Origin of the sequence: Pseudofrankia sp. EUN1h, from assembly GCF_001854645.1 — a bacterium.
Taxonomy (GTDB): Bacteria; Actinomycetota; Actinomycetes; order Frankiales; family Frankiaceae; genus Pseudofrankia; species Pseudofrankia saprophytica.
In genome coordinates this window covers 66,311-92,427 of the sequence record NZ_MBLN01000064.1, presented here as the reverse complement: position 1 = coordinate 92,427, position 26,117 = coordinate 66,311, and the positions used below count along the sequence as shown (strand labels likewise).

17 protein-coding genes and 3 pseudogenes are annotated in these 26,117 nt (G+C 70.3%); 14 read left to right on the top strand and 6 right to left on the bottom strand.

Annotated elements, in window-relative coordinates; all coding sequences use genetic code 11:
- The first annotated feature begins 128 nt into the window (after window positions 1–128).
- The 3 genes from BCD49_RS23965 to BCD49_RS23955 all read left to right on the top strand — a co-directional run bounded on the left by BCD49_RS23965 (window position 129) and on the right by BCD49_RS23955 (window position 6,615).
- On the top strand, window positions 129–1,508 hold the full coding sequence (locus tag BCD49_RS23965; protein ID WP_007506858.1) for a BTAD domain-containing putative transcriptional regulator: 1,380 nt from the start codon (window positions 129–131) through the stop codon (window positions 1,506–1,508).
- Window positions 1,505–4,780: a hybrid sensor histidine kinase/response regulator gene (locus tag BCD49_RS23960; RefSeq protein WP_157845331.1), complete on the top strand. Its 3,276-nt coding sequence runs from the start codon at window positions 1,505–1,507 to the stop codon at window positions 4,778–4,780. The genes BCD49_RS23965 and BCD49_RS23960 overlap by 4 nt, the downstream gene beginning before the upstream one ends.
- A 185-nt stretch (window positions 4,781–4,965) precedes the next feature.
- The gene (locus tag BCD49_RS23955; protein ID WP_071041933.1) at window positions 4,966–6,615 is read left to right on the top strand and encodes a purine-cytosine permease family protein; all 1,650 of its coding nucleotides are present in this window, start codon (window positions 4,966–4,968) and stop codon (window positions 6,613–6,615) included.
- Window positions 6,616–6,678: 63 nt separating this feature from the next.
- On the opposite strand, the gene BCD49_RS23950 is transcribed toward BCD49_RS23955, so the two are convergent.
- Together BCD49_RS23950 and BCD49_RS23945 are read right to left on the bottom strand one after the other, a co-directional pair.
- Window positions 6,679–7,371, bottom strand: a complete 693-nt coding sequence (locus BCD49_RS23950; protein WP_007506855.1) for a TetR/AcrR family transcriptional regulator — start codon at window positions 7,369–7,371, stop codon at window positions 6,679–6,681.
- A 53-nt stretch (window positions 7,372–7,424) separates the two neighbouring features.
- Window positions 7,425–8,348: pseudogene (locus BCD49_RS23945) on the bottom strand (TIGR03564 family F420-dependent LLM class oxidoreductase).
- 154 nt (window positions 8,349–8,502) lie between these two features.
- Here BCD49_RS23945 and BCD49_RS40995 point away from each other — a divergent pair.
- Window positions 8,503–8,720: pseudogene (locus tag BCD49_RS40995) on the top strand (cytochrome P450); the annotation flags it as partial.
- 125 nt (window positions 8,721–8,845) lie between these two features.
- Here the strand turns inward: BCD49_RS40995 and BCD49_RS23940 are convergent.
- Together BCD49_RS23940 and BCD49_RS23935 are read right to left on the bottom strand one after the other, a co-directional pair.
- On the bottom strand, window positions 8,846–9,823 hold the full coding sequence (locus tag BCD49_RS23940) for an alpha/beta fold hydrolase (RefSeq protein ID WP_027141373.1): 978 nt from the start codon (window positions 9,821–9,823) through the stop codon (window positions 8,846–8,848).
- 307 nt (window positions 9,824–10,130) lie between these two features.
- A complete protein-coding gene (locus BCD49_RS23935) occupies window positions 10,131–10,634 on the bottom strand; it encodes a pyridoxamine 5'-phosphate oxidase family protein (protein WP_007506850.1) in 504 nt (167 codons plus the stop codon).
- Between the two features lie 341 nt (window positions 10,635–10,975).
- On the opposite strand from BCD49_RS23935, the gene BCD49_RS23930 reads away from it, so the two are divergent.
- Together BCD49_RS23930 and BCD49_RS23925 are read left to right on the top strand one after the other, a co-directional pair.
- Window positions 10,976–12,412, top strand: a complete 1,437-nt coding sequence (locus BCD49_RS23930) for a wax ester/triacylglycerol synthase domain-containing protein (RefSeq protein ID WP_083401663.1) — start codon at window positions 10,976–10,978, stop codon at window positions 12,410–12,412.
- A gap of 80 nt (window positions 12,413–12,492) precedes the next feature.
- Window positions 12,493–12,762: pseudogene (locus BCD49_RS23925) on the top strand (LysE family translocator); the annotation flags it as partial.
- Window positions 12,763–12,790: 28 nt separating this feature from the next.
- Here the strand turns inward: BCD49_RS23925 and BCD49_RS23920 are convergent.
- On the bottom strand, window positions 12,791–13,369 hold the full coding sequence (locus BCD49_RS23920; protein WP_241832386.1) for a TetR/AcrR family transcriptional regulator: 579 nt from the start codon (window positions 13,367–13,369) through the stop codon (window positions 12,791–12,793).
- A 479-nt stretch (window positions 13,370–13,848) separates the two neighbouring features.
- Here BCD49_RS23920 and BCD49_RS23915 point away from each other — a divergent pair, with 479 nt between their 5' ends.
- The 7 genes from BCD49_RS23915 to BCD49_RS23885 all read left to right on the top strand — a co-directional run bounded on the left by BCD49_RS23915 (window position 13,849) and on the right by BCD49_RS23885 (window position 23,928).
- Entirely contained in the window at window positions 13,849–15,102 is a 1,254-nt protein-coding gene (locus BCD49_RS23915) for an ABC transporter substrate-binding protein (protein ID WP_071041930.1), read from the top strand.
- 85 nt (window positions 15,103–15,187) lie between these two features.
- Window positions 15,188–17,218 (top strand): branched-chain amino acid ABC transporter permease, encoded by a 2,031-nt coding sequence (locus tag BCD49_RS23910; protein ID WP_007506844.1) that lies wholly within the window; start codon window positions 15,188–15,190, stop codon window positions 17,216–17,218.
- Window positions 17,208–17,978 (top strand): ABC transporter ATP-binding protein, encoded by a 771-nt coding sequence (locus BCD49_RS23905; RefSeq protein WP_007506843.1) that lies wholly within the window; start codon window positions 17,208–17,210, stop codon window positions 17,976–17,978. The genes BCD49_RS23910 and BCD49_RS23905 overlap by 11 nt, the downstream gene beginning before the upstream one ends.
- Window positions 17,975–18,667, top strand: coding sequence for an ABC transporter ATP-binding protein (locus tag BCD49_RS23900; protein WP_007506842.1), 693 nt, complete (start codon window positions 17,975–17,977; stop codon window positions 18,665–18,667). Before BCD49_RS23905 ends, BCD49_RS23900 begins: the two co-directional genes overlap by 4 nt.
- Before the next feature lie 99 nt (window positions 18,668–18,766).
- On the top strand, window positions 18,767–20,719 hold the full coding sequence (locus BCD49_RS23895) for a GMC family oxidoreductase N-terminal domain-containing protein (protein WP_007506841.1): 1,953 nt from the start codon (window positions 18,767–18,769) through the stop codon (window positions 20,717–20,719).
- Between the two features lie 21 nt (window positions 20,720–20,740).
- Window positions 20,741–22,636, top strand: coding sequence for an AMP-dependent synthetase/ligase (locus BCD49_RS23890; RefSeq protein ID WP_007506840.1), 1,896 nt, complete (start codon window positions 20,741–20,743; stop codon window positions 22,634–22,636).
- A 128-nt stretch (window positions 22,637–22,764) separates the two neighbouring features.
- Window positions 22,765–23,928: an acyl-CoA dehydrogenase family protein gene (locus BCD49_RS23885; protein WP_071041929.1), complete on the top strand. Its 1,164-nt coding sequence runs from the start codon at window positions 22,765–22,767 to the stop codon at window positions 23,926–23,928.
- A gap of 174 nt (window positions 23,929–24,102) precedes the next feature.
- Here the strand turns inward: BCD49_RS23885 and BCD49_RS23880 are convergent, their stop codons facing one another.
- Window positions 24,103–25,314, bottom strand: coding sequence for an oxygenase MpaB family protein (locus tag BCD49_RS23880; RefSeq protein ID WP_007506838.1), 1,212 nt, complete (start codon window positions 25,312–25,314; stop codon window positions 24,103–24,105).
- A gap of 522 nt (window positions 25,315–25,836) precedes the next feature.
- Between BCD49_RS23880 and BCD49_RS23875 the strand changes: the two genes are divergently transcribed.
- Window positions 25,837–26,052, top strand: coding sequence for a WD40 repeat domain-containing protein (locus tag BCD49_RS23875; RefSeq protein WP_083401673.1), 216 nt, complete (start codon window positions 25,837–25,839; stop codon window positions 26,050–26,052).
- Window positions 26,053–26,117: the final 65 nt, after the last annotated feature.

Here is a 26,117-nt window from a genome sequence, read left to right as displayed (position 1 = left end):
GCTCCTCGGCCGGGCCGGCCCGTTCCCCGGGTAGCTCCGCGGGACGCCCGCGCCGTGCCTGACGCCCGGCCATGYGAACGTAATCCAAGGCTTACGTGTCGTGAACACCTACTGGTGACGATCGACGGATGGTGGGCCTTGAGTTCCGGCTGCTTGGCCGCGTCGAGATGTACCGGGACGGGCAACCGGTGGACGTCGGCGGCCCCAAGCAGCGGGCTGTCCTCGCCTCACTCCTGCTCCGAGTCCGCAGGGTGGTCTCGGTCGATCAGCTCATCGACGACCTGTGGCCGGAGCAGCCGCCGGCCCGGGCGGCCGCCACGGTACAGGTCTTCGTCTCGCAGCTGCGCCGGGTACTCGAACCAGAGCGTTCCCGCGGTAGCACGGCGACCGTCCTGGTCACGGCGTCTCCCGGCTACCTGCTCGACATCGAGCCCCAGGCCGTGGACGCGCACGTCTTCACCGACCTGGTCGCCCGTGGCCGGGAGGCGCTCGACGCCCGGGACCCGCAGCGGGCGGCACGGCTGCTGCTGCGCGCCGAGGCGATGCTGCGCGGCCCGGCACTCGCCGACGTCCCGGTCACGCCGTTCGTCCGGGCCGCGGCGGCCCGGTTGACGGAACTGCACCTCGGCGCGGTCGAGGCCCGGATCGACGCCGAGCTCTCCCTGGGTCGGCACGCCGCGCTCGTCGCGGAGCTCGAGCAGTGGGTGCGCCGGCACCCGCTGCGAGAGCGCCTCCGGGCACAGCTGATGCTCGGGCTGTACCGGTGCGGGCGACAGGTGGAGGCGCTGGCCACCTATCGCGAGACCCGCCGGGTGCTCAACGACGAACTGGGGCTCGAGCCGGGCGCCGGGCTGCGAGAACTGGAGCAGGCCGTGCTGCGGCAGGACCCCGTCCTGGCCTGGCGGCCGCCGCCGCCCGTGCCCGTGCCCACGGCGACGTCCACGTCTACGGCGATGTCCGCGTCCGCGTCGACGTCCCCGGCCGAGGTGGCGACGCCGGACCACGAGCCGCCGCCCGCGGATCGGCGCGGCCGAGTCCTGGTGGTCGATGACACCGCCATCAATCGCAGGCTCCTCGCGTCCGCCGTGGCCCAGCTCGGTCACGAGGTGGAGACGGCGGAGAACGGCCACCGGGCGCTCGAGATGCTGCGGGCCGCCGATGACGATCCRCGCGGGTTCGACATCGTCCTGCTGGATCTGCTCATGCCGGTGCTGGACGGGTACGCGACGCTGGCCGAGATCAAGGCAGATCCCGTCCTGGCCGACGTCCCGGTGATCATGGTGTCGGCAGTGCCGGAGCTGGAGAGCGTGGTGCGCTGCATCGAGCTGGGCGCGATCGACTACCTGCCGAAGCCATACAGCTCGACGATGCTCCGGGCCCGGCTGCGCTCCTCGCTGCAGGCCAGGCGGTCGGCGGCCGAGCGGGAGACAGCCCTGCGGACCGAGATCGCCATGCTTCGAGCGGAGGTCTCCCAGGCTCGGATCGGCACCGGGCCCGAACACGCGTGAACCGTCGACCGATGTCGCTGCGCGGCGTGGTCCGCAGCGGTGCCGGCGTCGGCGTGGTCCTGCTGGCCGCGCTGTTGCTGGTCAGCCTGAAGGCCGAGAGCAGCACGCGGCAGGCGGGGACGGCCGAGGCCCGGCGGTCGCAGTCGCTACGCCTGGCCTACGAGCTGCGGCAGACCTCCGACGACCTGACCCGGATGGCGCGGACGTACGTGGTCACCGGTCAGCCGCGCTACCGCGCCTGGTTCCAGGAGATCCTGGAGATCCGCGACGGCACGGCGCCAAGACCGCGCAACTACGGCAACATCTACTGGGACGTCGTGACCGACACCGGTCGGCGTCCCACACCGTTCGGTCCTCCGGCGGCCTTCGCCGGGCTCGCCGCCGGGGCCGGGTTCACCCGCCAGGAGCTGGGCCTGCTCGCCGCGGCCAAGACGCGGTCGGACGCCCTGGCCACCGTGGAGAAGCGGGCGTTCGACCTGGCCGCCCAAGGGGGCGCGGCCAACCGTCAGCGGGCGACGGACATGCTCTTCGACGCGTCCTACCTGCGGGCCAAGGACGGGATCATGCAGCCGATCGGGCAGGTGCTGGCGCTCGTCGACACCCGCACGGCCGGGGAGACCGCGCGGGCCACGGACCAGGCCCGGGTCTGGTCGGTGGGCGCCATCGTGGCGGCGCTGCTGCTCCTCGCGGGGATGGCGGTGTTCGTCGTCGTGACCCGCCGGGCGGTGCTCCGCCCGGTCGCGGAGCTCGATGCCGCGACGGCCCGGATGGCCGCCGGCGAGGCCGACGTCCGGGCGCGGGTGGCGGGAGTCGGCGAGCTGCGTTCCCTGGCGAGGCGCTACAACGAGATGACCGAACGGGTGCAGGGGCGCTCCGCCGAGCTGCGGCTGCTGCACCAGGTCGCCGCCGCGGCGCATCGGGCCACCGACCTCTCCGCGGCCGCCGCGGACGTGGTCGACCTGGTCCGCGCGCACACCGGATGGCCGGTTGGCCGGACCTACCACCGATACGGCGACCGGCTGGTGCCCCTGACGACGTCCGCCGACCTCCTGCGCCCGAGCGCCGCCGCGCCCGGCCCGTCCAGCCTGCCGGGCCGGGTTCTCGCGACCGGGGAGGCCGTCTGGCTGCCCCAGCTCTCCGCCGAGCACGGGACGGCACGGGGACCCGGCGCGGGAATCGCCGTTCCGGTGCGTACCGGCCGAGGCGAGAGCGCGGAGGTGGTCGCCGTGCTGGAGTTCCTCACCGCCGGCCCCGCCGCCCCGGACGCCGCGCTGCTGGCTCTCCTGTCGGACGTGGCGGCCCAGCTCGGCCAGGTCGCCGACCGGGTCCGCACCGCGGACGCGCTGCGCGACGCCGCCTCCACCGCCCAGAGCGCCAACATCGCCAAGAGCGCCTTTCTGGCGACGATGAGCCACGAGATCCGGACCCCGATGAACGCGGTCATCGGCATGTCGGGGCTGCTCCTGGACGGCCGTCTCGACCCCGGCCAGCGCCACCTCACCGAGGTCGTCCACGACAGCGCGCACTCGTTGCTCCTGCTGATCAACGACATCCTCGACTTCTCCAAGATCGAGGCCGGCCGCTTCCGCCTGGAACGGGTGCCGTTCCACGTCGCCGAATGCGTGGAGGCCGCGATCGACCTCGTCTCGGCCGACGCCGGCACCAAGGACCTCGAACTGGTCTGCGACATCGAACCCGGCACCCCGGAGGCCATGGTCGGCGACCCGACGCGGGTCCGGCAGATCTTGCTCAACCTGCTGAGCAACGCGGTGAAGTTCACCGAACGAGGCGAGGTGACCGTCACGGTCGGCGCGTCCCCGGGCGACGCCGAAGGCACGCACGAGTGGCGCTTCGTCGTGCGCGACACCGGCATCGGCATCCCACCCGAGCACCTGGAGTCGATCTTCGACTCGTTCACCCAGGTCGACACGTCCACCTCACGGCGCTACGGCGGCACCGGGCTGGGCCTGGCCATCTGCCGCCGGCTGTCCGCCCTCATGGGCGGGACGATCACCGCCGCCTCCCAGCCCGGCTCCGGCACCACCATGACCGTCACCATGCCGGCGGCGGCGGCGACGTTGGCGCGACGGGACCCGGTACCCGAGGACATCTCCGCCCTGGCCGGTAGGGAGGTGCTCATGGTGGGCAGCGACTCCCGGACCCGCGCCCTGGTCGGGAACTGGCTGGTCCGGTCCTGGCGCATGCGGATCACCATCACGGCATCGACCGAGACCGCGCTTCGGTGGCTGCGCGCCGGACGCCGGTACGACGCGGTGGTTCTCGATCACCGCCCCCCTCGGATGGACGGCCTGGCCCTGGCCAGCGCGCTGCGAGCCATCCCCGCCGCGGAGCGGGTGCCGATCGTGCTGATCACCTCCTTCGCCCGGCTCCCCGGCCCCGACGCCCCGCAAGGTGTCTCGGTGGTGACCCGGCCGATCCGCCCAGCCGCGCTGTTCCGCGCGATGACCGCGGCGGCCGCCCGCCCGGCCGCCGTCACGACGTCGCTGGCCGCGTCCACCGCCGGTCCCGCGGTCCCCGAGCGGGCAGCGGACGGTGTCGGTGCCGGCGTCGGTGCCCTGCGGCTCCTGGTGGCCGACGACCACGCGGTGAACCAACGACTGGTGCTCCTTCAGCTCACCGGACTCGGCCATCGTGCCGATCTGGTGAGCGGCGGCGCCGAGGCGGTGGCCGCGGCGCGGCGCGGGCGCTACGACGTCGTCCTCATGGACGTCCAGATGCCCGACCTCGACGGCCTGGAGGCCACCCGCCGGATCCGGGCCCACTTCGGCGGCGGCGGACCGTGGATCATCGCGCTCACCGCCAACGCGCAGCCGGGCGCGCGGGAGGCCTGCCTGGCGGCTGGCATGGACGACTACCTCACCAAGCCGCTGGTGCCGCCCGACCTCGTCGCCGCGCTGGCACGGGCACGACCACCGGCTGGCCGGCCCGTCCTGGACCCGGCCGCGCTCGAGCGGCTGAGTGAGCTTCTCGGCGGAGACGCGACAGCCCTGTCCGGCCTGATCGCCGACTTCCTCGCCGACGCGCCGGGGCTGGTGGACACACTGTCCGCGGCCGGTCGCGCCCCAGACTCGGTGCGGCGAGCCGCGCACACCCTGAAAGGCCTCGGTGCCACCTTCGGGGCCACCGACCTTGCCCGGCTGTGCCAGGAGGTCGAGACCCACCCCGGCGCCGCGGGCGAGGTGAACCCGCTGGTGCGGGAGATCGTCGCCGAGCACCAACGCGTCGCCGTAGCCCTGCGCACGCTTCGCTGAAGGCGTCGCCGTGCGCGCGGGGTTGACGCCGCCGCTTTCGGCGGTGGCCAGGGCACTTGGTCGTCGCTTGGCGGTTGTTTAGCGGCCGGATGTTCGCTGATCGGCAGGGGTCAGCGCCGCCCCCGTCGCCCGTCGCCCGTTGTTCCGGCGGCCTCGGACCCGCGCCCGCAGAAAGGCAGTCCGCGATGAGCACCGTCAGCCTCCCGCACGACCCCGCAACCCACCAACCCAGCACCGGATCCGCCAAGGAGACCCTGGAGGACTACACGCTCCGGTTCGCGCCGCGCAGTTACCGGCGGTGGGGCACGGGCATGGTCGCGATCTCGGCCCTCGGTGGCATCGCCTACCTCGCGGACTTCGCCATCGGGGCCAACATCGGCATCTCCTACGGAACGACGAACGCCCTGTGGGGCATCGCCGTCTTCGCCGTTGTGATCATCCTGACCGGATTTCCGCTGGCCTTCTACGCCGCCCGCTACAACCTGGACCTCGACCTGATCACCCGGGGTAGCGGCTTCGGCTACTACGGCTCGGTCGTCTCGAACGTGATCTTTGCGTCCTTCACGTTCATCTTCTTCGCCCTGGAGGGCTCGATCATGGCCCAGGGCCTGAACCTGGGCCTCCACATCCCGCTGTGGATCGGCTACGCGACCTCCACGATCGTCATCTTCCCGCTCGTGGTGTACGGCATGAAGCTGCTCTCCACACTCCAGCTCTGGACGACGCCGTTGTGGCTGGTGCTGATGGTGCTGCCGTTCGCCTACCTGCTGATCCGCCACCCCGACTCGATCGGCGCGTTCTTCGACTACGGCGGGCAGGACGGCAAGGGCGGGTTCGACCTCGGCTCGGTCTTCCTGGCGGCCGGCGTCTGTCTCTCACTGATCGCCCAGATCGCCGAGCAGATCGACTACCTGCGCTTCATGCCGCCGCGCACGCCGGAGAACTCGCGCCGCTGGTGGACCGCGATGGTGCTGGCCGGTCCGGGCTGGGTGGTCTTCGGTGCCATCAAGCAGATCATCGGCATGTTCCTGGCCGTCTACATCATCGCCAACGTCGCGGACGGCGCGGGCGTGGCCAACCAGCCGGTGCACCAGTTCCTGGAGATCTACCAGGACCTCCTGCCGCACTGGGGCGCGCTGGCCCTCGCCGTCGCGCTCGTGGTGATCAGCCAGGTCAAGATCAACGTGACCAACGCCTACTCCGGTTCGCTGGCCYGGACCAACTCGTTCACCCGGATCACGAAGACGTACCCCGGCCGGCTGGTCTTCCTCGGCTTCAATCTGCTCGTGGCGCTGATCCTGATGGAGGCCGACATGTTCAGCTTCCTCAACACGATCCTCGCCTTCTATGCCAACTGTGGCATGGCCTGGGTGGTCGCGGTCGCCTCCGACATCGTGTTCAACAAGTACCTGCTCAAGATCTCGCCGCTGAAGCCCGAATTCCGCCGCGGCATGCTCTACGCCGTCAACCCGGTCGGGTTCGGGTCGATGGTGCTGGCCGCGGGAATCTCGATCATCGACTTCTACGGCGGCCTCGGCTCCGGGCTCAAGCCCTACTCGCCGCTCGTGGCGATCGTGCTCGCCCTCGTCCTGCCACCGATCCTGGCCGTGGCCACGAGGGGCAGGTACTACCTGCGCCGCACGGACGACGGCATCGACCTGCCGATGTACGACGAGTACGGCAACCCGTCAGGCGAGACCCTCACCTGCCACGTCTGCCGGCAGGAGTACGAACGGCCGGACATGGTCAGGTGCCAGACGCACGACGCCTACATCTGCTCGCTCGACCTCTCGACGGACAAGGTCGGCGACCACGTGCTCCCGGCCCAGTCCTGACCCACCCGGCCGACTGAGCCGACTGAGCCGACTGATCAGCCGGCGGCCAACCCGGGCACCCTTTCATGTCGGCCTCGACAGGGAGCCCGGGTCGGCCGCCGCCGGCCCACGTGGTCGATCATGTTTCCTGTCGTTCGCGAGAACCTGGTCTCGATACCGTCTCGGAGTGGCTCGCGGCCGGGGCTCGACCCGGTCGAGGTAACGCTCGATGAAGTCGACCGTCTCGGCATGGAATGTCGAGAGGCCGATCGTCTCCTCCATCGCGATCATCCGTGGAGTACTGATCATAAGAAACAGGAGCGCTTCCGGGGAGGGTGAATCCGGTGACCGCGGGTATTCGCTCGACCGGGCCGACAGCGCGGCGAGTGCGAGTGTGCGCGCCTGTTCTCCCGCCTTCACGAGTTCGCTTCGGATCTTCTTGTGATGATTGGCGAGGGCCATGAATTCCGCCATGAGGGCCGATCGAGCCTTGTCGCCGGCGTCCTCCCAGACGGCGCGCAAAGGAGGTTCTGTCTCGAGCGAGGTGGCCAGCCGAGCCAGGCTCTGCTCGATGCCGCGTCGGACCAGGGCAACGAGGAGGTCGTCGAGCGCCGGGAAGTAGTACTGGACGAGCCCGGGGGTGACGCCGGCCTGGGTGGCGACACCCCGGTAGGTCACCGCCGCATAACCTTGAGCGAGCATGAGGTGCTCGGCACCGTCCAGCAGTAGCGTCCGAGTCTTCGACGTTGCGGCGCCGACGCGACGCGACGATGTCATCGACTACCTTCCACGATTGCAGGGATCACGGACTGTGCCCTGCGCTACGGGGTCTACCGTGTGGCCAGCTCACGCAGGAGGTCCGTCGTTCGCCGCGTCGATTCCGCCCGTTCTTGTCTGTCGCGGCCGACCGGGAAGACGGCTGCCCAGATGTCGGTCGCGCCGGCGTCGAGCAAACCGCGCAGAGCCGCGCTGACGGCCTTCTCGTCGCCGACGATGGCGGCCTCGACAGGAGTGGACACGCCGCCGATGCCGAGGATCCGTTCGTAGTTCGCCCTGCCCGCGTATGCCGTCGAGTATGTCGCGGCGGCCGACCGGGCCTCCGCCTCGTCGTCGTGCACGGCGACCGGCAGACCGGCCACGATGCGCGGTGGCCGGCGGCCGGCGGCGGCCGCCGCGGCATGGATCCTGGGAGCGACGTGGGACTCGATGGCGCGGGCGGGCGCCATCCACGCACGGTCCCGTCGGCGATCTCACCAGCCACCTGCAGCAACCGCGGCCCGAGCGCGGCGACCAGGACCGGGATCGGGTCCGCCGCCCGCGCCATGATCCCGGCACTGTGGGCGCTCCAGTCCTCGCCGTCGGCGTCGAGGTCCCGGCCGCGGAGCAGGTCCGTGAGGATCCGCACGTACTCCTCCGTGGCCCGACCAGGGTGGTCGTAGGACATTCCGTAGACGCCCCGCACCAGCGGCTCGTGTGACGGTCCGATCCCGAGGGCGAAACCGGGGCGGCCCATCGCCGCGACCACGGACGACGCCCGGTTCGCCTGCAGCAACGGGTGGCACGGGTAGGTCTGCAGAACCGCGGTCCCCAGCTCGATCGAGGTGGTTTCCCGGCTGGCGATCGCCATCGCGACGAGCGGGTCACCCATGACCGCGCTGGAATACCACAGCGAGGTAAAGCCGTCCCGCTCCGCTTGCTGGGCCTGATGGACGACCTTTTCCGCTGATGTTCCCGCCGGTCAAGCCGATCCGCACGCCACTCTCCCGCCCGTTCGTAGTCCATGATCGTCGTCGGCGGTCAGACCGGCGCCCCATGGCAGGACTATACATACGTATAGCAAGCATGATATACGTATGTATGGCACAACGTCGAGAATCGGTGCGATCGGCATCGGAAAAAGGAGTCATGGTGCGTGACTGGAAGACCATCGACTACTTCACGGATCAGTCGGTCGTCGCGGACCCCTACCCGTACTTCGATGCGCTCCGCGAGGCCTGTCCGTATTGCCGTTACCTCACCTCGGCGTGGTGGCCGTAACCGGCCACGAGGAGGCCAGCCAGGTCTACCGCGAAGCGGAGACGTTCTCCTCCTACAACTCGGTGGTCGGCCAGTTCGCCTTAAGGCCGGATGCGACCGCCGGGGCGGCCCGGAGAAAACGGCCCGCCGTCGCCTCGCTGGGATGACTCCCTGGTTCGCGGCGTGGCCGGAGGCGGGCGGGGTCCGGGATCTGGGGTTCTGCTGGCCTCGACGGCTACAGCGTCTTCAGCCAGTTCACGAGGAGCCGGTTGACGTCGGCGGCTCGTTCCTGCTGAACCCAGTGACCGCAGCCGGAGAGGATGTGGCTGCCGCGAAGGCCTGGCAGGGTGTCGGGGAAGCGGGCGATGGCCCGGCTTCCCCACAGGGTCGGACTGTCCTTCTCCCCGCCGATGAAGAGGGATGGAACCCGGACCGGCGCGCCTCTCCACGGCTGGAGATCCTGCCAGTCCCGGTCCACGTTGCGGTAGCGGTTGAGGGCTCCCCGGAATCCGGTCCGCTCGAACTCCTCGACATAGAACTCAAGGTCGTCCTCGGTGAGCCAGGCAGGGAGGCGGTCGGGAGCGGGAAAGCGGTCTCGCAGCATCTTTCCGCGTGTCACGGTGCCGGCGGTGCTTTCGTCCGACGCCGACGTCGCCCCGTCACCTGACGACGCGAGATAGCCGCCGAGCAGCCATGATCGAACGTCGATCTCGATCTCCCGCTCGGCCCGTCCCGGCTCCTGGAAGTAGTTGATGTAGAACTCCTCGTCCGGGCCGGCCCGCCTTCCCATCTCGGCGAAGGCATCGGTGGGCCGCCGACCGCCCGGGGGGCTGTACGGGACGCTCAGCAGAGCTACCGCGGTGAAGATGTCCGGTCGCAACAGGGCCGAGTTGGCGGCGATCGGCGCCCCCCAGTCGTGGCCGACGACGATCGCCGGCGAGCCTCGGCCGGCGAGCCCCTCCACAACCCCGAGGTTGTCGACGACGTGCTGGAGCATCCCGTAGGCCTCGACCTCGACGGGGGCGGAGGACCTCCCGTACCCCCGGACGTCGATCGCCACGGCCCGGAACCCTGCCTCGGCGATCGCTGGCAACTGGTGACGCCACGAGTACCACGATTCGGGGAATCCGTGGATGAACAGCACCAACGGGCCGGACCCTTCCTCGACGCAGTGAATCCTCGTCCCCCGGGCGTCTACAACCTGATGCCTCACGAGGCCAGACGATATGTGAACGACCCGCGCCGCACATCCTTTCCAGCGCGATTACGGCCGGTTCTCAACGAACTCACCTCACCAGGGGCCCACCGCCCCATGGCCGTCACCGGTAGCAAAGCCACGCAGTGCGCCGAGGCTCAATGCCGACGTATTCGCTGCTTGTGGGGCGGGCGCGGGGCATCACAGCGCTCGGGGTGATCGCTGACGGCACGGTGGTGCTCGGCCCGGGAGCTGGTCGCCCAGGTCCGCATCCACCAGGCCCCGTTACGGACCGCGCCGCTTTTGCTCGGCGAACGGGGRCCGGTCAGCCCCGAGGCGTCCAGCGAGTGGCGGTGCCATGGAAGGTGGCGCCGCCGTCCCTGAAGTTCGGCTCCGCCAGCCACCCGAAGGCGACTGACGGGTGGACGGCCCAGAACGGCCCCGGCAGGTCGTCAGGGTCGAGCCGCTCGTCGTACTTGGCCGCGTAGTCGGCGCAGATCTGCTCGACGGTCGCTCGGTCGTGCTCCTGCTCGGCAGTGCCTTCGAGGATGACGAGACGGGTCGCGCTCTCGGTGTGGACGCTGATCGCCGATCCGCGGGCCAGGTTCTCGACGGCCTTCGACCCGGTCGAGAAAAAGACGGTGCCGTCGACGACAACACCCCAGACCGGCCGGGTGTGGGGTCGACCGTCGGCGTTGGTGGTCGCGATCCAGTAATGCGCGGCGTCTCTCAGTGTCGCCACTGCCCAGCGCCAGGGCAGCAACCCCGGACTCAGCGTCGAGCCATACATCCACGGCCGGCTCGCGACGGGCTCCGGGTCCGCGCTCACTGACCACCTTCTTCCGAAAGCGCCTATCTACCGGCCATGACAGGCGCGCGCCCGGACGAATCGTCAGCTACAAATTATCAAGAGCTGGCGCACCTGACACCGCCCTGTCGGATGTCCGCGGCCAGACCTTTCGCGGCGGACCGCGGCCTCGTTCCAGCCTACGAAGACGACCAGCGGGCCGCTACCGCATGCCGCTGGCTCCCAGGGGTCGACGGCGACGCGCGACCACGCGCCGACGGCTCCGTTTGCCGCATTTGGTAGTTTTGCCCCAACACGCCAAGATTCTCCGATCGGATCGATCGCCAGCAAGCCAGGCGTGGGCGATACCGGAGGGATTCCTCGTGCTAGAGACATCCGTGAACGTTGCCTCGCGCAGCGAGGAGACCAGACCGCTGAGCGCCGGCGACCGCGGTTTCCTGCACTTCAGCCGGCTCAACCCCGGGGAGGGTCTGGAATACGGGGTGGTGCTGTACGTCGATGACCCGACATTGACCGTCGCCGAGCTGCGGGCGCACGTGGCGGAACGGCTGCGCGAGGCGCCGGCGCTCACCGAGCGTCTCTCCCGGCCGTCCGCGTCCGCGTCCAGGGACGACACCGTCTGGGAACTCGACCACGAGCTGGACCTCGACTACCACGTCGGCGCCGAGGAGCTGCTCCCCGGTAGCGGGGAGGACGGCCTGCGGGCAGCGCTGGACCGACTCGCCGCCTGGCCGCTCGACCTGAACCGCCCGCTGTGGCGGCTCTGGCTGCTGCACGGGCACACCTCCGACAGGGTCGCCGTCGTGTTCCGGATCAACCACATCCACCAGGATGGCGGGGCCCTGCACCAGGCGCTGCACCTGCTGTTCGGACCCGATCGCGAACCGGCGATGCGGAATCTGTCGACGTTCGGCGCGCCGCGCGCGCGGGACTACGCCCGGATGGTCGCCGTGCTGCTGCGCGGGATCCCTCGGACGCGCCAGCTGGCCTCCTGKGGCGGCCCACCGCGGGGCCGGGCGCGGCACACCTGGGCGATCACCGAACTCGAGACGCTGCGCCAGATCGCCCGCCGGAACGCGGTGACCATCAATGACGTCTTCCTCGCGGCCACCGCCGGCGCGCTGCGCTCATGGTCGCTGCCGGAGTGGAGGCACGGTCGGCGCCCCATCCACGCCGTAATGCCGATCAGCCTGCGCACCCCCAGCGAGCGCGAGATGCTGTCCAATTTCAGTTTCGGCACCCGGATTCCGTTACCGTGCGCGGACCCTGACCCATTCCGGCGACTGGCTCGGGTCGCCGCGGAGACCCGGCGTGCCAAGGCAGGTGGAAGCGTAGCCGTGGTCCTGCGGCGGGCCCTGGACAGGATTCCGCCGGGCCTACCGCCCCAGATGTTCGCCCAGGCCGCGACCGCCGGAATACGCCCAAAGGAGATGGCACTCACGGCGACCAACATCGGGACGATGCGCGGCCCTTTCTCCGTCGCGGGCCGGAAGGTCTCCACGCTGATTGGCATGTCGCCACTGTTCGTCGGCCGGGCGCATCTCACGGTTGGGCTGTTCGGCCTCGGCTCGCAGGTGTGCGCCGGGTTCACGGCGAGCGCGAGCGTGCCGCGGCATGCCGAGCTGGCGGACCGCTGGCTCGCCGAACTCGCCGCCCTCGGCGGTCCCGTCCCTGTGCGCTCGGCTGCCGCTGTTCTGGACCACGGCCGGGCCGGGTCGTCTGGCGAACCCGGGCCCGCTACCACACGGCAGGCGCCTGCTTCCCTCAGCCGGCACTCGACATCGCGCGTACCCCGATGACCCTGAGGAATCCATACGCAAAATGACCGGAATCAGGGTGGTCGCGGCAGACTGCGATGCGTGCCACCCGGCGCCCGCCCGCCAACCCCAAGACCATCGTGTTCTTCGCCGCTGTGCTGCCGCAGTTCGTCGACCGGGGTCAGGGGCACGTCGCGCCGCAGATGCTCTTGCTCGGCCTGGTCTTCAACGTCATCGCGGTGGTCTCCGACAGCGCGTGGGGTCTGGTCGCGGCCACCGCGCGGGGCTGGTTCGCCCGATCGCCGCGGCGGCTCTCCCTGGTCGGCGGGCTCGGCGGGCTCACGATGGTCGGGCTGGGCGTCACGGTCGCCGCGACCGGGCGCAAGGACTAGCGGTGGCCAGCGGAAAACATCCGTCTCGTCAGGTGCGCGAGCCTGAACCGTCCGATCTTCTTGGTAGGCCCAGGGACCTCTCCCAGATCTTGTTCACCGTGTCGATCAACGTCTCCCGGTCGTACTCCACGCCCTCGTAGGACCACGCCATGACCACGCGCTCGACCATGAGGGTCAGCGCGTGCGCGGTGTGCCGGGGATCCAGGTCGGCAAAGGCCAGTCCCGCCGCCTGCCACCTGGTGATGGCTCGGGTCGCCCTGCCCTGGAAATGCTCGGCCACCTCGTCCCACTGGACCTTCAGCCGCTCGTCGTCGTCGCGGGCCTGGTACACCGCCCGCAACACGTGAGCATTGCGCTGGAAAGCCTCGATGTAGACACGGTTGACTTCCTCGATGCGGCCCACCGGGTCGAGCTGGGCGCTGACATGGTTCGGCGCCAGTGCCGTCAGCTCGGTGGACACGTCCTTCATCACCTCGTGCAGGAGGTCGTGTTTCGAGCGGTAGTAGTTGTAGAGCGTGCCCGAGGCCACCTTCGCCTCCGCGCTGATGTCCGAGAGACGGGCGTTGTAGAAGCCGTCACGCTCGAAGACGACGCGGGCCGCCTMCACGAGACGTCGGGGCGTGGTCTCGCGGCGAGGATCGTTCCGTCTGCGCCGGGGGTTCTCGGAGGCGTTCGCCCGATTCCGACCGGCGGCCGACGTCGGCACAACCACACCTCATCTCGACCTGGTGAGAGCGGCGCGGGCGGATGTCCGCCCGCGGGCGGACATCCGCGCCATCCGCGACCTGTAGCGATAGTACGAGCCCACCTTCCCAGGCCTCGTCGTCGCTGTAAGCGTTCTCTCGGACACCCAATGTGCTCACCATCGAATCCGGCGCCGACCGTCGTCGCCCCGCCGGGTCAAGATCCCGGGCCGTGAGGATGTGATCTTGATGAATGAGCTGGGGCGCGTCGGCCAACCCAAGGAAGAGGTTGACGTCATCCTCAGKTATAGATAACTTCCTCGCCGCGGACGGGCTTCACACCCAATCACCGGGTGGGTGCCATGGCGCCGTGCCGGAATCCCGATCGAGATGCGAGGAACCCATGCGATTAGCAAGGAAGCGACCGTGGGTCGTCGTCGGCCTGGGCCTGGGTCTCGCGCTCGCGACGATGGCGGCCTGCGGAAGCGGCTCGAGCGGTTCGAGCGGCATGCCGGACGAGAACGCCGCGACCGGCACGCCGATCAAGGTCGGATTCTTCCGGCCAGACTCGGGCGTCGCCACCCTCCCCGGGGTCGGCGCCGGGATGAAGGCGGCCGTCTCGTACGTCAACGGCGAGCTCGGCGGGATAGACGGCCACCCGATCGCGGTCGAGGACTGCTCGATCGACGGCACGCCGGAGACCACCATCTCGTGCGCCAACAAGTTCGTCCAGGACGGCGTCGTCGCGGCGTTCGACGGCTTCAACCTCAGCTCGAGCGCGGGCGTCGACACCCTCGTCGCGGCCAAGATCCCGCTGATCGGCCAGATCCCGTTCGATCAGACGACGGGAAGCAAGGCCGAAGGCCGATTGTTCTTCGGCGCCCCGCAGGCGTCCTTCCTCGTCGGCGCGCTTCAGGGATTCAAGGCCGAGGGGATGACGTCCGCGACCCTGACCGTGCAGGACACGCCGTCGGGTCACAACACGGTGGACACCGAGCTCAAGCCGCTGGCCGCCGCGATGGGGATCAAGGCGACCGGACTCTACTTCTCGCCGACCAATCCGAACTTCAGCGCCGTGGCCTCCACGATCGCGTCGACCAGTCCCGACGTCGCCGGGCTCATCGCCTCGCCCAGTGAGTCGATCTGCACCCAGTTGGTGCGGAACCTGCGGTCCATCGGCTACAAGGGCGCGGTCTTCGTCGCGGCCTGCACCGCCTTCATCAAGTCGGACCCTGCGTCGGCGCCCGGCGCGACGCTGTACTCCTCGATCTGGCTGCCTGGGTCGGAGAAGAACGCTCCAGCCGAGGTAGGACAGCAGATCGCGCTGGCTACGAAGTACATCGACAAGGCGGGCGGACCGGCTGACTACTACGCGTACGGCCAGTTCGCGACCGTGGTGGACTTCGCCAAGGGGCTGGCGACGGCGGCGTCGACCGATGAGCTCACCGGCCAAACCGTCCTGACCACGCYGCGGTCGCTGAAGGACTTCCCGAGTTTCCTCGGCCCGCGGATCACCTGTGGCATCCCCACCACCCCCGACTGCACGACGCAGATGCTGCTGTTCACCGTCGAGAAGGACCTGACGCTCAAGCCCGTGAGCGGCGGCTGGATCACTCCGCTACCGGCGATCCTCTCCACCATTCCGGGTGCGAGTTGAGCGGAACGAGCGAGACGTCCGCGCCGCGTGACGCGGCGCGGACGTGGCTGTGGCTGTGGCCGATGACTCCGGTGGCGAGGTCCGCATGAGCGAGCTCCTGCAGTTCGCCGTCCTCGGGCTCTCGACCGGCGCCGTCTACGCGGTGCTGGGGTCCTGCCTGGTCACCGTCCACGTCGCCACCGGCGTCATCAACTTCGCGCAGGGCTCGCTCGCGCTGTGGGGCGTCTGGCAGACGGCCGCCCTCCGGGCCAACGGAACGCTGGTGCTCCCGCTCGGGAGCCTCAGGCTCGGACACGGACCGACAGGCGTGCTGCCCGCCGTCCTGATCGGTGCGGCAAGCTGCCTGGTCTGGGCGCTCGTCGCGCAGGTCCTCGTCTTTCGCCCGCTGCGCGGATCGTCGGTTCTCGGCCAGGTGGTCGCGTCCGTGGGCGTCATGCTGTTTCTTCAGTCACTGGTGACGCTCAGGTTCGACCGCGACACCCTGGGKCTCGACCCGTCCGCGCTGGTTCCGCTACCGATCCTGCCGTCCGGGACCATCACGCTGGCCGGCGGCGTCATCGCGGTGAGCAACCTGGTGCTCGCCGGCATCGCGATCGTGATCGCCGTCGCCGGCTGGGGCTACCTCAGGTTCACGAAGATCGGCATCGCGACCCGTGCCGGGGCCGAGGACGAGCGCGCGCTGCGCCTCATGGGCTATTCGCCCGACCGGCTCGCGACCCTGGTGTGGGGAGCGACCGGGCTCTTCTCGGGGCTGATCGTGATCCTCGCCGCTCCGGCCATCGGTGGCCTGGATCCGACGAGCTACATGTTCTACGTCGTCCCCGCCCTGGCCATCGCCCTCGTCGGCCGGCTCACCTCGATCGGAACCGCCTGCGCGGCGGGACTGGTGCTCGGCTCCCTCCAGCAGGTCCTCCTGTTCCTGACCACCAAGAGCTGGTGGCCCTCCTGGGCGCAGTCGGGGGTCGGCGACGCGGTTCCCTTCGCCATCGTCGTCGTCGCCCTCTTCGCGCTCGGCAGGAGCATTCCGGAGCGTGGCGGTCCCGACCGGGCGCGGCTCCCGCCGGTGTCGAGGCCGCGGCCTCGCCTCGTACCGACGGCGGCGGCGACGGTCGTCGTGGCGGTGGTCATCGCCACCACGTCCGGAACGTGGCGGTTCAGCGTCGTGATGTCGACGATCCTGACGCTGATCTCGGTCTCCGTGGTCCTGCTCACCGGATATCTCGGCCAGATCTCGCTGGCCACGATGGCCTTCGCGGGAACCGCCGGGTTCGCGCTCTCGAAGCTGACGACGAACGCGGGCGTGCCGTTCCCGCTCTCGATCCTGCTCGCGGCGCTCGTCGCGACCGCGCTCGGGATCGTCGTCGGCGTCCCCGCGCTGCGCATCCGCGGCGCCCAGCTCGCGGTCGCCACGATCGCGGCCGCCCTGGCCATCGAAAGCTTCGTCTTCAACAATCCGGCGTTGACGTCGTATTCGGGCGACCGGATCCGGGACCCGTCTCTTTTCGGCTACTCGCTCGCGGTACGCCACGGGACCGACGTCATCACGCTGCGCTTCGCCTACATGGTGCTGACGATCGTGGTGCTGCTCCTGATCGTGGTGGCCCGCCTCCTCGGCGGTGGCACCGGCCGGGCCTTCCTGGCGGTGCGCTCCAACGAGCGAGCGGCGGCGGCGGCCGGAGTGCACGTGGCCGCCACCAAGCTGCTCGGTTTCGCGATCGCCTCCTTCCTCGCCGGCGTCGGCGGCTGCCTGATCGGCTACAGCCGCGGCCAGCTGTCATCGGCGTCGTTCACGGTGCTCGTCGGGCTCACCATCCTGGCCACGACGTACGTCGGCGGGATCACGCGTATGTCCGGCGCCGTCATCGCGGGGCTGGCGGGACCGCTCGGTGTCTTCTTCCTGGTCCTGACCCAGACGCTCGATCTGAGCAGGTACTACACCCTCATCGCCGCACTCGCCATGCTGGTGCGCGCCGTCGTGTTTCCGCCGCACGGCGGGCCGGTCCAGGAGCGGTTCGCGGCGTGGCGCGCGCGGAGAAGGCCCGTCTCCGCCACCGCCACCGACACGTCGGCAGGCGTAGCGCCGTTCAGCGCGGCGGAGTCCGTCGATGTCGGCTGACCGCGGTTCGGACCCGCCGCTGTTCGCGGCGAGGAACGTGTCGGTCCGCTACGGCGGCGTACGGGCCAACGACGACGTCACGCTCGCCGTCGGGCCAGGGGAGATCGTCGGTCTCATCGGTCCGAACGGTGCCGGCAAGACGACCTTCGTCGACGCGGTCAGTGGCTTCAGCCGGTACTCGGGCGGCGTCGAGCTGGACGGTGCGAGCCTCGACGGCGCCGGCCCGCATCGGCGCCGCCAGGCCGGCCTCGCGCGCACCTGGCAGGCCGGCGAGCTCTTCGGTGACCTCACGGTGGCCGAGAACCTGGCCGTCGCGGTCGAGGGCGCCGGAGTGCGCGGGGCGCTCGCCGACGTGTTCTCCCGTCGTCGACGGTCGGACCGGGTGGTGCTGTCCGCGCTGGAGATGGTCGGGATGTCGGCGCTGGCCGACCGCCGGCCCGACCAGCTCACGCTGGGCGAGCAGAAGCTCGTCGGCGTGGCGCGCGCGCTCGTCGGCGCGACGCGGACGCTCCTGCTGGACGAACCGGCCGCAGGCCTCGACACCGACGAGAGCGCGGCCTTCGGCGACGAGCTCGGGCGGATCTGCGCGACAGGTCTCGGCGTGCTGCTCATCGACCACGACATGACCCTCGTGCTGGAGGTGTGCCACCGGGTGTACGTCATGGACCTCGGCCGGATCATCGCGACCGGAACGCCCGCGGACGTCAGCGCCGACGAACGCGTCGTGGCCGCCTATCTCGGCAGCCAGGTGACGCCATGACAGCCGCGTTGGCGATCGAGGGTCTCAGCGCCGGCTACCGCGGCGTGCCCGCCGTCCGCGACATCAGCATCGAGGTCGCCCAGGGCCGCATCCTCGCGCTGCTCGGCCCCAACGGCGCCGGCAAGACGACCACCCTGTTGGCCGCCGCCGGAGTCCTGGCACCGCTGGCCGGCACGGTCACCGCGCTCGGGGCGCCTGTCACCGGCAGGGTGGAGCGCACCGCGCGCGCCGGCGTCAGCCTGGTCCCCGACAACCGGGGTGTCTTCCACCGCCTCACCGTGGCCGAGAACCTCAGGCTCGCCGGGCCGCGTGGCGACCTCGACGAGATCCTCGCGCGGTTCCCCCAGCTTCGTGGGCTCATGAACCGGCGATGTGGCCTGCTGTCCGGCGGCGAGCAACAGACCCTCGCGATCGCGAAGGCGCTGCTGCGAAAGCCGCGCGTTCTGCTGGTGGACGAGCTGAGCATGGGTCTGTCGCCCATCGCCGTTCAGGGAATCCTGCCCGTCCTGCGCAGCCTCGCCGACGAGAAGAAGACGGCGATCGTCCTGGTCGAGCAGCACATAGACCAGGCACTGTCGGTCGCCGACGACGCGGTGGTCCTCCACCACGGCCGCATCGCCCTGAAGGGCCCGGCCGCCGCGATGCGTGCGGACCGGGCGCGAATCCAGCGAGCCTACTTTGGCCGCTGATCCGGAAACCGAACCGAACAGAGCCGCACCGGGCAGGTCAAAGGAGGGCATCTTGACGCCGTTGTCCGACATCGTCGGCCGGGCTCCCGGACCGTCCTCATGACGCTCGGGGCGAGGCAACGCGCGGCGCTCGCCGCCATCTGCGACACCTTCGCTCCCGGCGACGGCGCGAGCATCCCCGCCGCAAGCGCTCTCGGCGCGGTCGACATCGCCGAGGCACTGGCGGCGGGACTGCCCCGCGCCGCCGACCGCCGACAGCTCTCGACGTTGCTCTCGCTGTGGGACACGCGGCTCATGGGCATGTTCCTCGGTGCGGGCCCGCGGCGGTTCTCGGCGCTGGGACCCGCCGCCCGAGAGGACGCGCTCCTGCGGCTGGGGGAGTCCCCGGCGGAGCGGAGACGGGTGCTGTTCCAGGCCCTGCGCGGCCTGGCCACGTCGTCGTACCTCCTCGCGCCAGGACCCACCGGTTCGTCGCCGGTCTGGGCATCGATCGGCTACCCAGGACCCCTGGGCGCGCTGGCGGAAGCCCCCCGCCGCCCGCTCGCGCCCCTGACCCCGACGTCGGACACCGCGTACGACTGTGACGTCGTGGTCGTCGGCTCGGGCGCGGGCGGCGGCACCGCGGCCGCGGTCCTCGCCGGCGCCGGTCTCGACGTCGTCGTCCTCGAACGTGGCGGCTACTACGACGACGCGGACTTCGACGGCGGCGAGCTGTCCGGCCTGAGCCGGCTGTACGCGGCGGGACCGGCCACGACCGCGGAGGGCCAGGTCTCCCTGGTCGCCGGTTCCTGCCTGGGCGGGGGGACGGTCGTCAACTGGACGACCTCGTTCCCGACCCCTCCGGAGGTTCGGGCCGAATGGGCGGCGCTCGGGGTAAAGCAGTTCGACCTCCCGGAGTTCTCCGACGCGTTGGACGCGGTGTCCCGACGGCTGTCGGTCAACGTGGACAACAGCGACGCCTGCGCCCGTGACGCCGTGATGGAGCGCGGGCTGCGTGCCCTGGGCTGGCACGTCGACGCGACGGCGCGCAACGTGACCGACTGCGACATGGGAGTCGACTGCGGGCGCTGCGGCTATGGCTGTCGTCGCGGCGCCAAGCAGTCGGTCACGAAGACCTGGCTCGCGGACGCGGAGTCCCACGGAGCCCGACTCGTCGTGAACGTGGACGCCCGTCGGGTCGCCGTGCGCGGGGGCCGGGCCGTCGGCGTCCAGGGCCTTACCCGGGACGGCCACACAGTGACGGTGCGGGCCCGGTCGGTCGTCGTCGCCGCGGGCGCGATCCAGACACCGGCGCTACTGCGCCGTTCGGGGCTGGCCAACCCGAACATCGGCCGGTACCTGCGCCTGCATCCGGCGACCGCCGTCTGGGGCGTGTACGACGAGGAGATCCGGCCGTGGGAGGGCGGCCTGCAGACCCGCTACTCCAGGGAGCACGGCGATCTCGACGGCTCCGGCTACGGGGTGATCTACGAGACCGGCCCGGGCAACCCGGCCGCGCTCCAGGGCTTCATGAACTGGCGAGGCGGCGCCGCGCATCTGGCCACCATGAAGGACCTCGCGCATACCGGAGGTGTCGGCGTCATCACCCGTGACCGCGACTCCGGCGAGGTCGGAGTCGGCCGGGACGGGGAACCGATTCCGCGCTACCGGCTCTCGGGCTACGACGCCGCGCACCTGAAGGCGGGCGTCGAGGGGGCGACCCGGATCATCGAGGCCGCGGGCGCGCGCAGGATCTACTCCGCGCACCAGGCCGGCCCGTCCTACGAGCCGGGGAGACGTGGCTCCTACCAGGAGTTCGTCTCCGCCTGCCATGCCGCCGGCTACGGCCCCGGTCAGTGCGCGATCGCCGCGCTGCACCTCATGGGCACGGCGCGGATGGGCGACTCCAGGGAAACGAGCGCGACCGATCCGGACGGCGTCACCTGGGAGCTGCCGAACGTCGTCGTCGCGGACGCGTCCTGCTTCCCCACGTCACCGGGTGTCAACCCCATGATCACGATCGAGGCGATCGCCCACATGAACGCCAACCGTCTGGCCGCTCGGCTCGGCTAGCGCAGTCCTGGAGGAACGAGCATGCCGGACATCGACGAACAGCGCACGACGGTCGAGGCCGAGATAGCGGGCCTGACGCTCGTCGAGGCCGTGCGGCGCACGGCCCGGGAGCGCGGCGCCGAACCCGCCTACTCCGACCGCCGCGTCGCCGCCGGATCCGCCGGATCCGCCGGATCCGGCGGATCCGGCGGCGGCACCGGCTGGCGCACCGTCACCTGGGCCGAGGTCCACGACCGCGCCCGCGAGCTCGCCGCGACGTTCCTGGAATCGGGCCTGGAGCCGGGCGACGTGGTGGCGATCATGTGTTCCAGCCGGATCGAGCACGTGGTCGCGGACCTCGCCGCGGTACTCGCCGGCGGCGTCCCCGTCTCGGTCTACAACACGCTCTCGCCCGAGCAGGTCGGCTACGTGTCCGCGCAGGCGGCCCCGCGGATCGTCGTGCTCGAGACCGATGACCATGCCCGGCGCTGGTCGGTGGCGCTGGCGGACCGCCCGGAGATCAGCCGTGTCGTGACCATCGACGCCACGCCGGACGCCGACGCGCGCGCCGTCACGTGGTCGGAGGCGATGGCCGAGGGAGCGGCGGCGCTGGGATGGCAGGGACCGGCCCTGCTCGCCCGGGGCGAGGCGGTCAGGCCCGACGACCCGGTCACGATCCTGTACACCTCGGGCACGACCGGCGCGCCCAAGGGCGTCGTCCTCACCCACCGCAACATCTGCTTCGAGGCGGTCGCGTCCGCCCGGACCGCCCACCTGGAAGGCCCGGGCGTCTCGGTGTCGTACCTCCCGTTCGCGCACATCGCCGAACGGATCCTCGGCATGTACATCCCGCAGCTGCGGGGCGGCCACGTCCATCTCATCGACGACCCGTCCCAGCTCGTGCCCACCCTGCTCGAGGTCCGGCCCACCCGGTTCTTCGGTGTGCCACGTGTCTGGGAGAAGATCCGTACGGGCGTCTCCGCCCGGCTCGCGGCCGAGCCCGACGAGGCCAGGCGGTCGGCCGTCGAGCGGGCCCTCGCCGTCGGGCTGTCCTACGTCGAGTCGACGCAGACCGGCCACACGACGTCGCCGGAGCTGGCGGCACGGTTCGACGCGGTCGACGCGGCGGTCCTGCGACCGCTGCGCGCCGCCCTCGGTCTCGACCGGGTGGAGTGGGCCGCGAGCGCCGCCGCGCCGATGCCCGTCGACGTCGCCCGGTTCCTGGCCGGCCTGGGCCTGCGCGTCTATGACGTGTACGGCCTGACCGAGACGACCAGCTCCGCGACGGCCTGCGGCCCGGGCTCGTTCCGCCTCGGCACGGTCGGGCGCCCGCACCCCGGCGTCGAGCTCCGGCTCGCCGACGACGGCGAGATCCTGGTGCGCGGACCCATCGCGACGCCCGGCTACCACCGGGCGCCGGAGGCGACCGCCGAGCTGCTCGACGCCGACGGCTGGGTGCACACCGGCGATGTGGGCGTCCTCGACGACGACGGGTTCCTGCGGGTGGTCGACCGCAAGAAGGAGCTCATCATCACCTCGTCGGGCAAGAACATCGCGCCGTCGACCATCGAGAACGCGCTCAAGGAGAGCCCGCTGATCGGGCACGCGATGGTGGTCGGCGACGGTCATCCTTACCTCGTCGCGATTCTCACGCTCGACGGTGAGGTAGCGCCGGTCGTGGCGCGAGGGCTTGGGGTCCAGGCCGGCTCCCTGGCCGAGCTCGCGCGGCACCCGGCGATCCGCGCGGCGGTGGCCGCGGCCGTCGACGCGGCGAACGCCCGGCTCTCGCGGCCCGAGCAGGTGAAGGCCTTCGAGCTGCTCGCCCAGGAGTGGACGGTCGAGAGCGAGGAGCTCACACCCACCCTCAAGCTGAAGCGCCGGGTCGTGGGCAGCAAGTACGCCGACGTCATCGACCGGCTGTACGGACAGCCCGCGTGACCGGCGATCTACCTGGGCCTGGAACGCGAGTGAGCGCCGCGGTGCCCCTCGCGCGGGGCCCGACGCCGTCGGAGCCGATCGAGTGAACACGACCGAACACGACACGGAAACGCTGAACGGAGAAACCGATGACCAGCGTGTTCGCGACCCGCCGCGCCCTCTATGACGACGAGCACGAGCAGTTCCGAGCGACCGTCCGCGCCTTCGTCGACAAGTACGCCGCGCCCAACGCCGAGCGCTGGCGGGCCGAGGGGAAGGTCGACCGATGGCTGTTCGAGGAGGCCGCGAGCGCGGGCGTCCTCGGCTTCGGAATTCCCGAGGAGCACGGTGGAGGAGGCACCCGGGACTTCCGCTTCAACGCGATCGTCGCCGAGGAGCTCGGCCGCAACCCGGTGTCCGACGGCATGGCCGGCATCGGGCTGTCCAACGACATCGTCATCCCGTACTTCACCGACCTCACCGATGACGAGCAGAAGGCCCGCTGGCTTCCGGGAATCGCGAAGGGCGAGCTGGTGGTCGCCGTCGCCATGACCGAACCGGGCACCGGCAGCGACCTGGCCGGCATCCGCACGAGCGCGGTGCGCCAGGGCGACCACTATGTCGTGAACGGCAGCAAGGTCTTCATCTCGAACGGGCAGAACGCCGACCTGGTCGTCACGGCGGTGCGGACCGGCCAGGACCCGCACAGGGGCCTCAGCCTCCTGGTCATGGAGGCCGACGCGCCAGGATTCGGCCGCGGCCGCAACCTGGAGAAGATGGGCCTGCACGCCCAGGACACCAGTGAGCTGTTCTTCGACGACGTGCGGGTACCGGTGGCGAACCTCCTCGGCKAGGAGGGCTCCGGATTCGCCGGGCTGATGGGGAACCTTCCTCAGGAGCGGCTCTCGATCGCCGTCGGCGCCGTGGCCTCGGCCGAGGGCGTGCTCGAGCGCACCCTCGCCTACGTGACCGAGCGCAGGGCGTTCGGCAGACCCATCGGCTCGTTCCAGAACACCCGGTTCGAGCTGGCGGAGATGGTCACCGCCACCCGGGTGAGCCGCGTCTACCTCGACGACCTGGTCGCGCGGCACGCCCGCGGCGAGCTGACGGCGGCCGAGGCCGCCGCGGCCAAGTTCTGGACGACCGAGCAGCTGGTCGACATCGTCGGCCGCTGTCTGCAGCTGCACGGAGGCTACGGATACATGTCCGAGTACCGCATCGCGCACGACTACGTCGACTCGCGCATCACCACCATCTACGGCGGCACGACCGAGATCATGAAGGAGATCGTCGGCCGCGACCTGGGCCTGTGACGCGAGCAGCCGCGCGAAGGGCGGAGGGCGCCGTCTGGGCGGGCGGCGCCGTCTGGGCGGGCGGGATCGTGTCCGTCGGAACGTGATGACCACGGCGCGACCGACCCGCCGCCACATCAGCTGCCCCGCGGACATGGCGCCGCGGGGCAGCTGGCGCGCGCCTGGCGAGGGGCGTCAGGCCGCGGGACGGTTGATGTCGGGGATCGTGATGGGAGTGGTCTGCGTCGAGGTGCCCCCGTTGAGGAACGCCATGGCCACAGCTCGTATGAACTGGTCGAAGAGGTAGAAGTTGACCGGCATGATCGGGAGCAGTCCCTCACGGAACAGGATGTACGTCGGCCAGCCGACCTTGATTATTCCGGCCGAGACCAGGTCGCGTGGCAGCCCGAGCGAGTCGGCGACCGCGTCGCCGAGCACGTAGCGGGCGAACTCGTTGAGGAAGCCGCGCGTGACGCCCAGGTCGACCTCCGAGACGAGCCCGAGCAGGACTTCGGCGAGATTTCTGCCCTCGGTGGTGGGCATGAGGATCGGCGAGAGCACCTGGGCCGACTGGGCGTGGGTGTCGGCCCACGTCTTGGGGATGTACTCGTCCTTCACGCCGAGCAGCGAGATGGCCACCTGCCACATGTGGAGGAAGGCATTCTCGTCGGCCTTCGACATCGGGACCTTCCACTGCTGCAGCTTGGAGTGCACGAACGTGCCCAGGCTGTGGAAGGTGACGAGGATGTCGCCGTTGCTGATCGGGACGTTCTCGGTCGCCGCCGCCTTCCACTGCGGTGACTGCGGCAGGAGGTGACGGACGGCGGCATGCACCATGCGCGTCTTGTTCGCGGTGACGACGAACTGCCCGTTCGGCTCGAACGCGTTCGACTGGCTGAGGTCATATCCGAAGGTGAAGGTCTTCGCCGCACGGCTTTTCATGTCGGCGCTGCCCTCCGACCAGTACACCGCCCTGGCCTCGCGCGGGATGACCGTGCTCATGATTCCACTGCCAAGCCCGTACAGCATGAACAGATAGGTGTCCTTGCGCCTGTTGAAGTCGGCCGCGCGACGCAGCAGGCTCATGTCGGCCCACGACGGTAACTTCGTGGCCTGCTGTAAGTAGGAAGCGAGATCGGCCGGCAGCCCGGTCGGGAGGGGAGCGTTGTTGTTGGTCCATGGAAGGATGGCCGCATTGACCGCGGGCACCTGACCGTTGTCGATGACCGAGGCCATCACCCGGTCGATGGTGTCGTCCCAGACCCACTGGGGATCGGTGCCGGTGCCGGTGCCGGCGACGGACCCCGTCGCCGCCCAGCTCCAGGTCGGAGCCACCACGTCCCCGACGCCGACCAGACCGAGCGCGGCGCCCAGAGTCAGGACACGTCTCCTGCTGAGTTCGCTCATTTCCTGACCTGCTTCCCGAGGGCAACGGCACTGAAGACGCCTGCTGGAGCACGTCGACGCAGGACGCCGACAGAAGTGGGGGACACTCGTTCGACGAGTGGGGACAGCCATTACGGTGCGGTTGTTCCCGGCACTGTGAATGCGACCGAACCCGGATTCCCAGAACCCGCCGAACGGCAGGGCTGGGATTGACCCAGGCCGACACCAACGATGGCTTATGGCGGCTTCCCTGGTGACCGCATGGGTTCCCCGCTTTTCGATACAGGTCTCCGGGCGCGGCGGCGTCACACCCCTCCGAGCCGCGCGAGTGTGTGGTGCATCACTCGCGAGGAAGGTAACTAAGACTGAGGCTGACGTCAACCTTTGTATTAGAGGGTTGACGTAATGATCTTCACGACAGGATCTCAGGCCCGCGACCTGCTGCTTTACCTCGGTGTGCGTCGAGCCGAGGGCGGCAACGTGGTGAAGACCCTCGCTGGCACGTCGTAGCTACTCGCTAGCCTTACCGGCGTGTTCTCGGCGATGGCATTTGGTCCGAACGGCCTGCTGGCCAGCGGCAGCGACGGAGGCACGATGCGGCTGTGGGACGCCAGCGCACCGGACGCGCCTCGCCCGCTCGGCGATTTCCCCACGGGCCACACTGGCCCGGTCCTGTCGGTGGCGTTCGGTCCGGATGGGCTGCTGGCCAGCGGCGATCATGACGGCATCGTGCGGCTGTGCGACGTCAGTCTGCTCTAGTACCCGTGGAACAACGCGGCTCAGCTGGTCCGCCAACGTACTGGCCGCGGCCTGGGCGAATAGGA

Excerpts from the sequence above, each read along its gene's own strand:
- BCD49_RS23890 (WP_007506840.1), top strand. The coding sequence starts at position 20,741 with ATGCCGGACATCGACGAACAGCGCACGACGGTCGAGGCCGAGATAGCG.
- BCD49_RS23875 (WP_083401673.1), top strand. The coding sequence starts at position 25,837 with ATGGCATTTGGTCCGAACGGCCTGCTGGCCAGCGGCAGCGACGGAGGC.
- BCD49_RS23880 (WP_007506838.1), bottom strand. The coding sequence starts at position 25,314 with ATGAGCGAACTCAGCAGGAGACGTGTCCTGACTCTGGGCGCCGCGCTC.
- BCD49_RS23950 (WP_007506855.1), bottom strand. The coding sequence starts at position 7,371 with ATGACATCGTCGCGTCGCGTCGGCGCCGCAACGTCGAAGACTCGGACG.
- BCD49_RS23905 (WP_007506843.1), top strand. The coding sequence starts at position 17,208 with ATGTCGGCTGACCGCGGTTCGGACCCGCCGCTGTTCGCGGCGAGGAAC.
- BCD49_RS23895 (WP_007506841.1), top strand. The coding sequence starts at position 18,767 with ATGACGCTCGGGGCGAGGCAACGCGCGGCGCTCGCCGCCATCTGCGAC.
- BCD49_RS23900 (WP_007506842.1), top strand. The coding sequence starts at position 17,975 with ATGACAGCCGCGTTGGCGATCGAGGGTCTCAGCGCCGGCTACCGCGGC.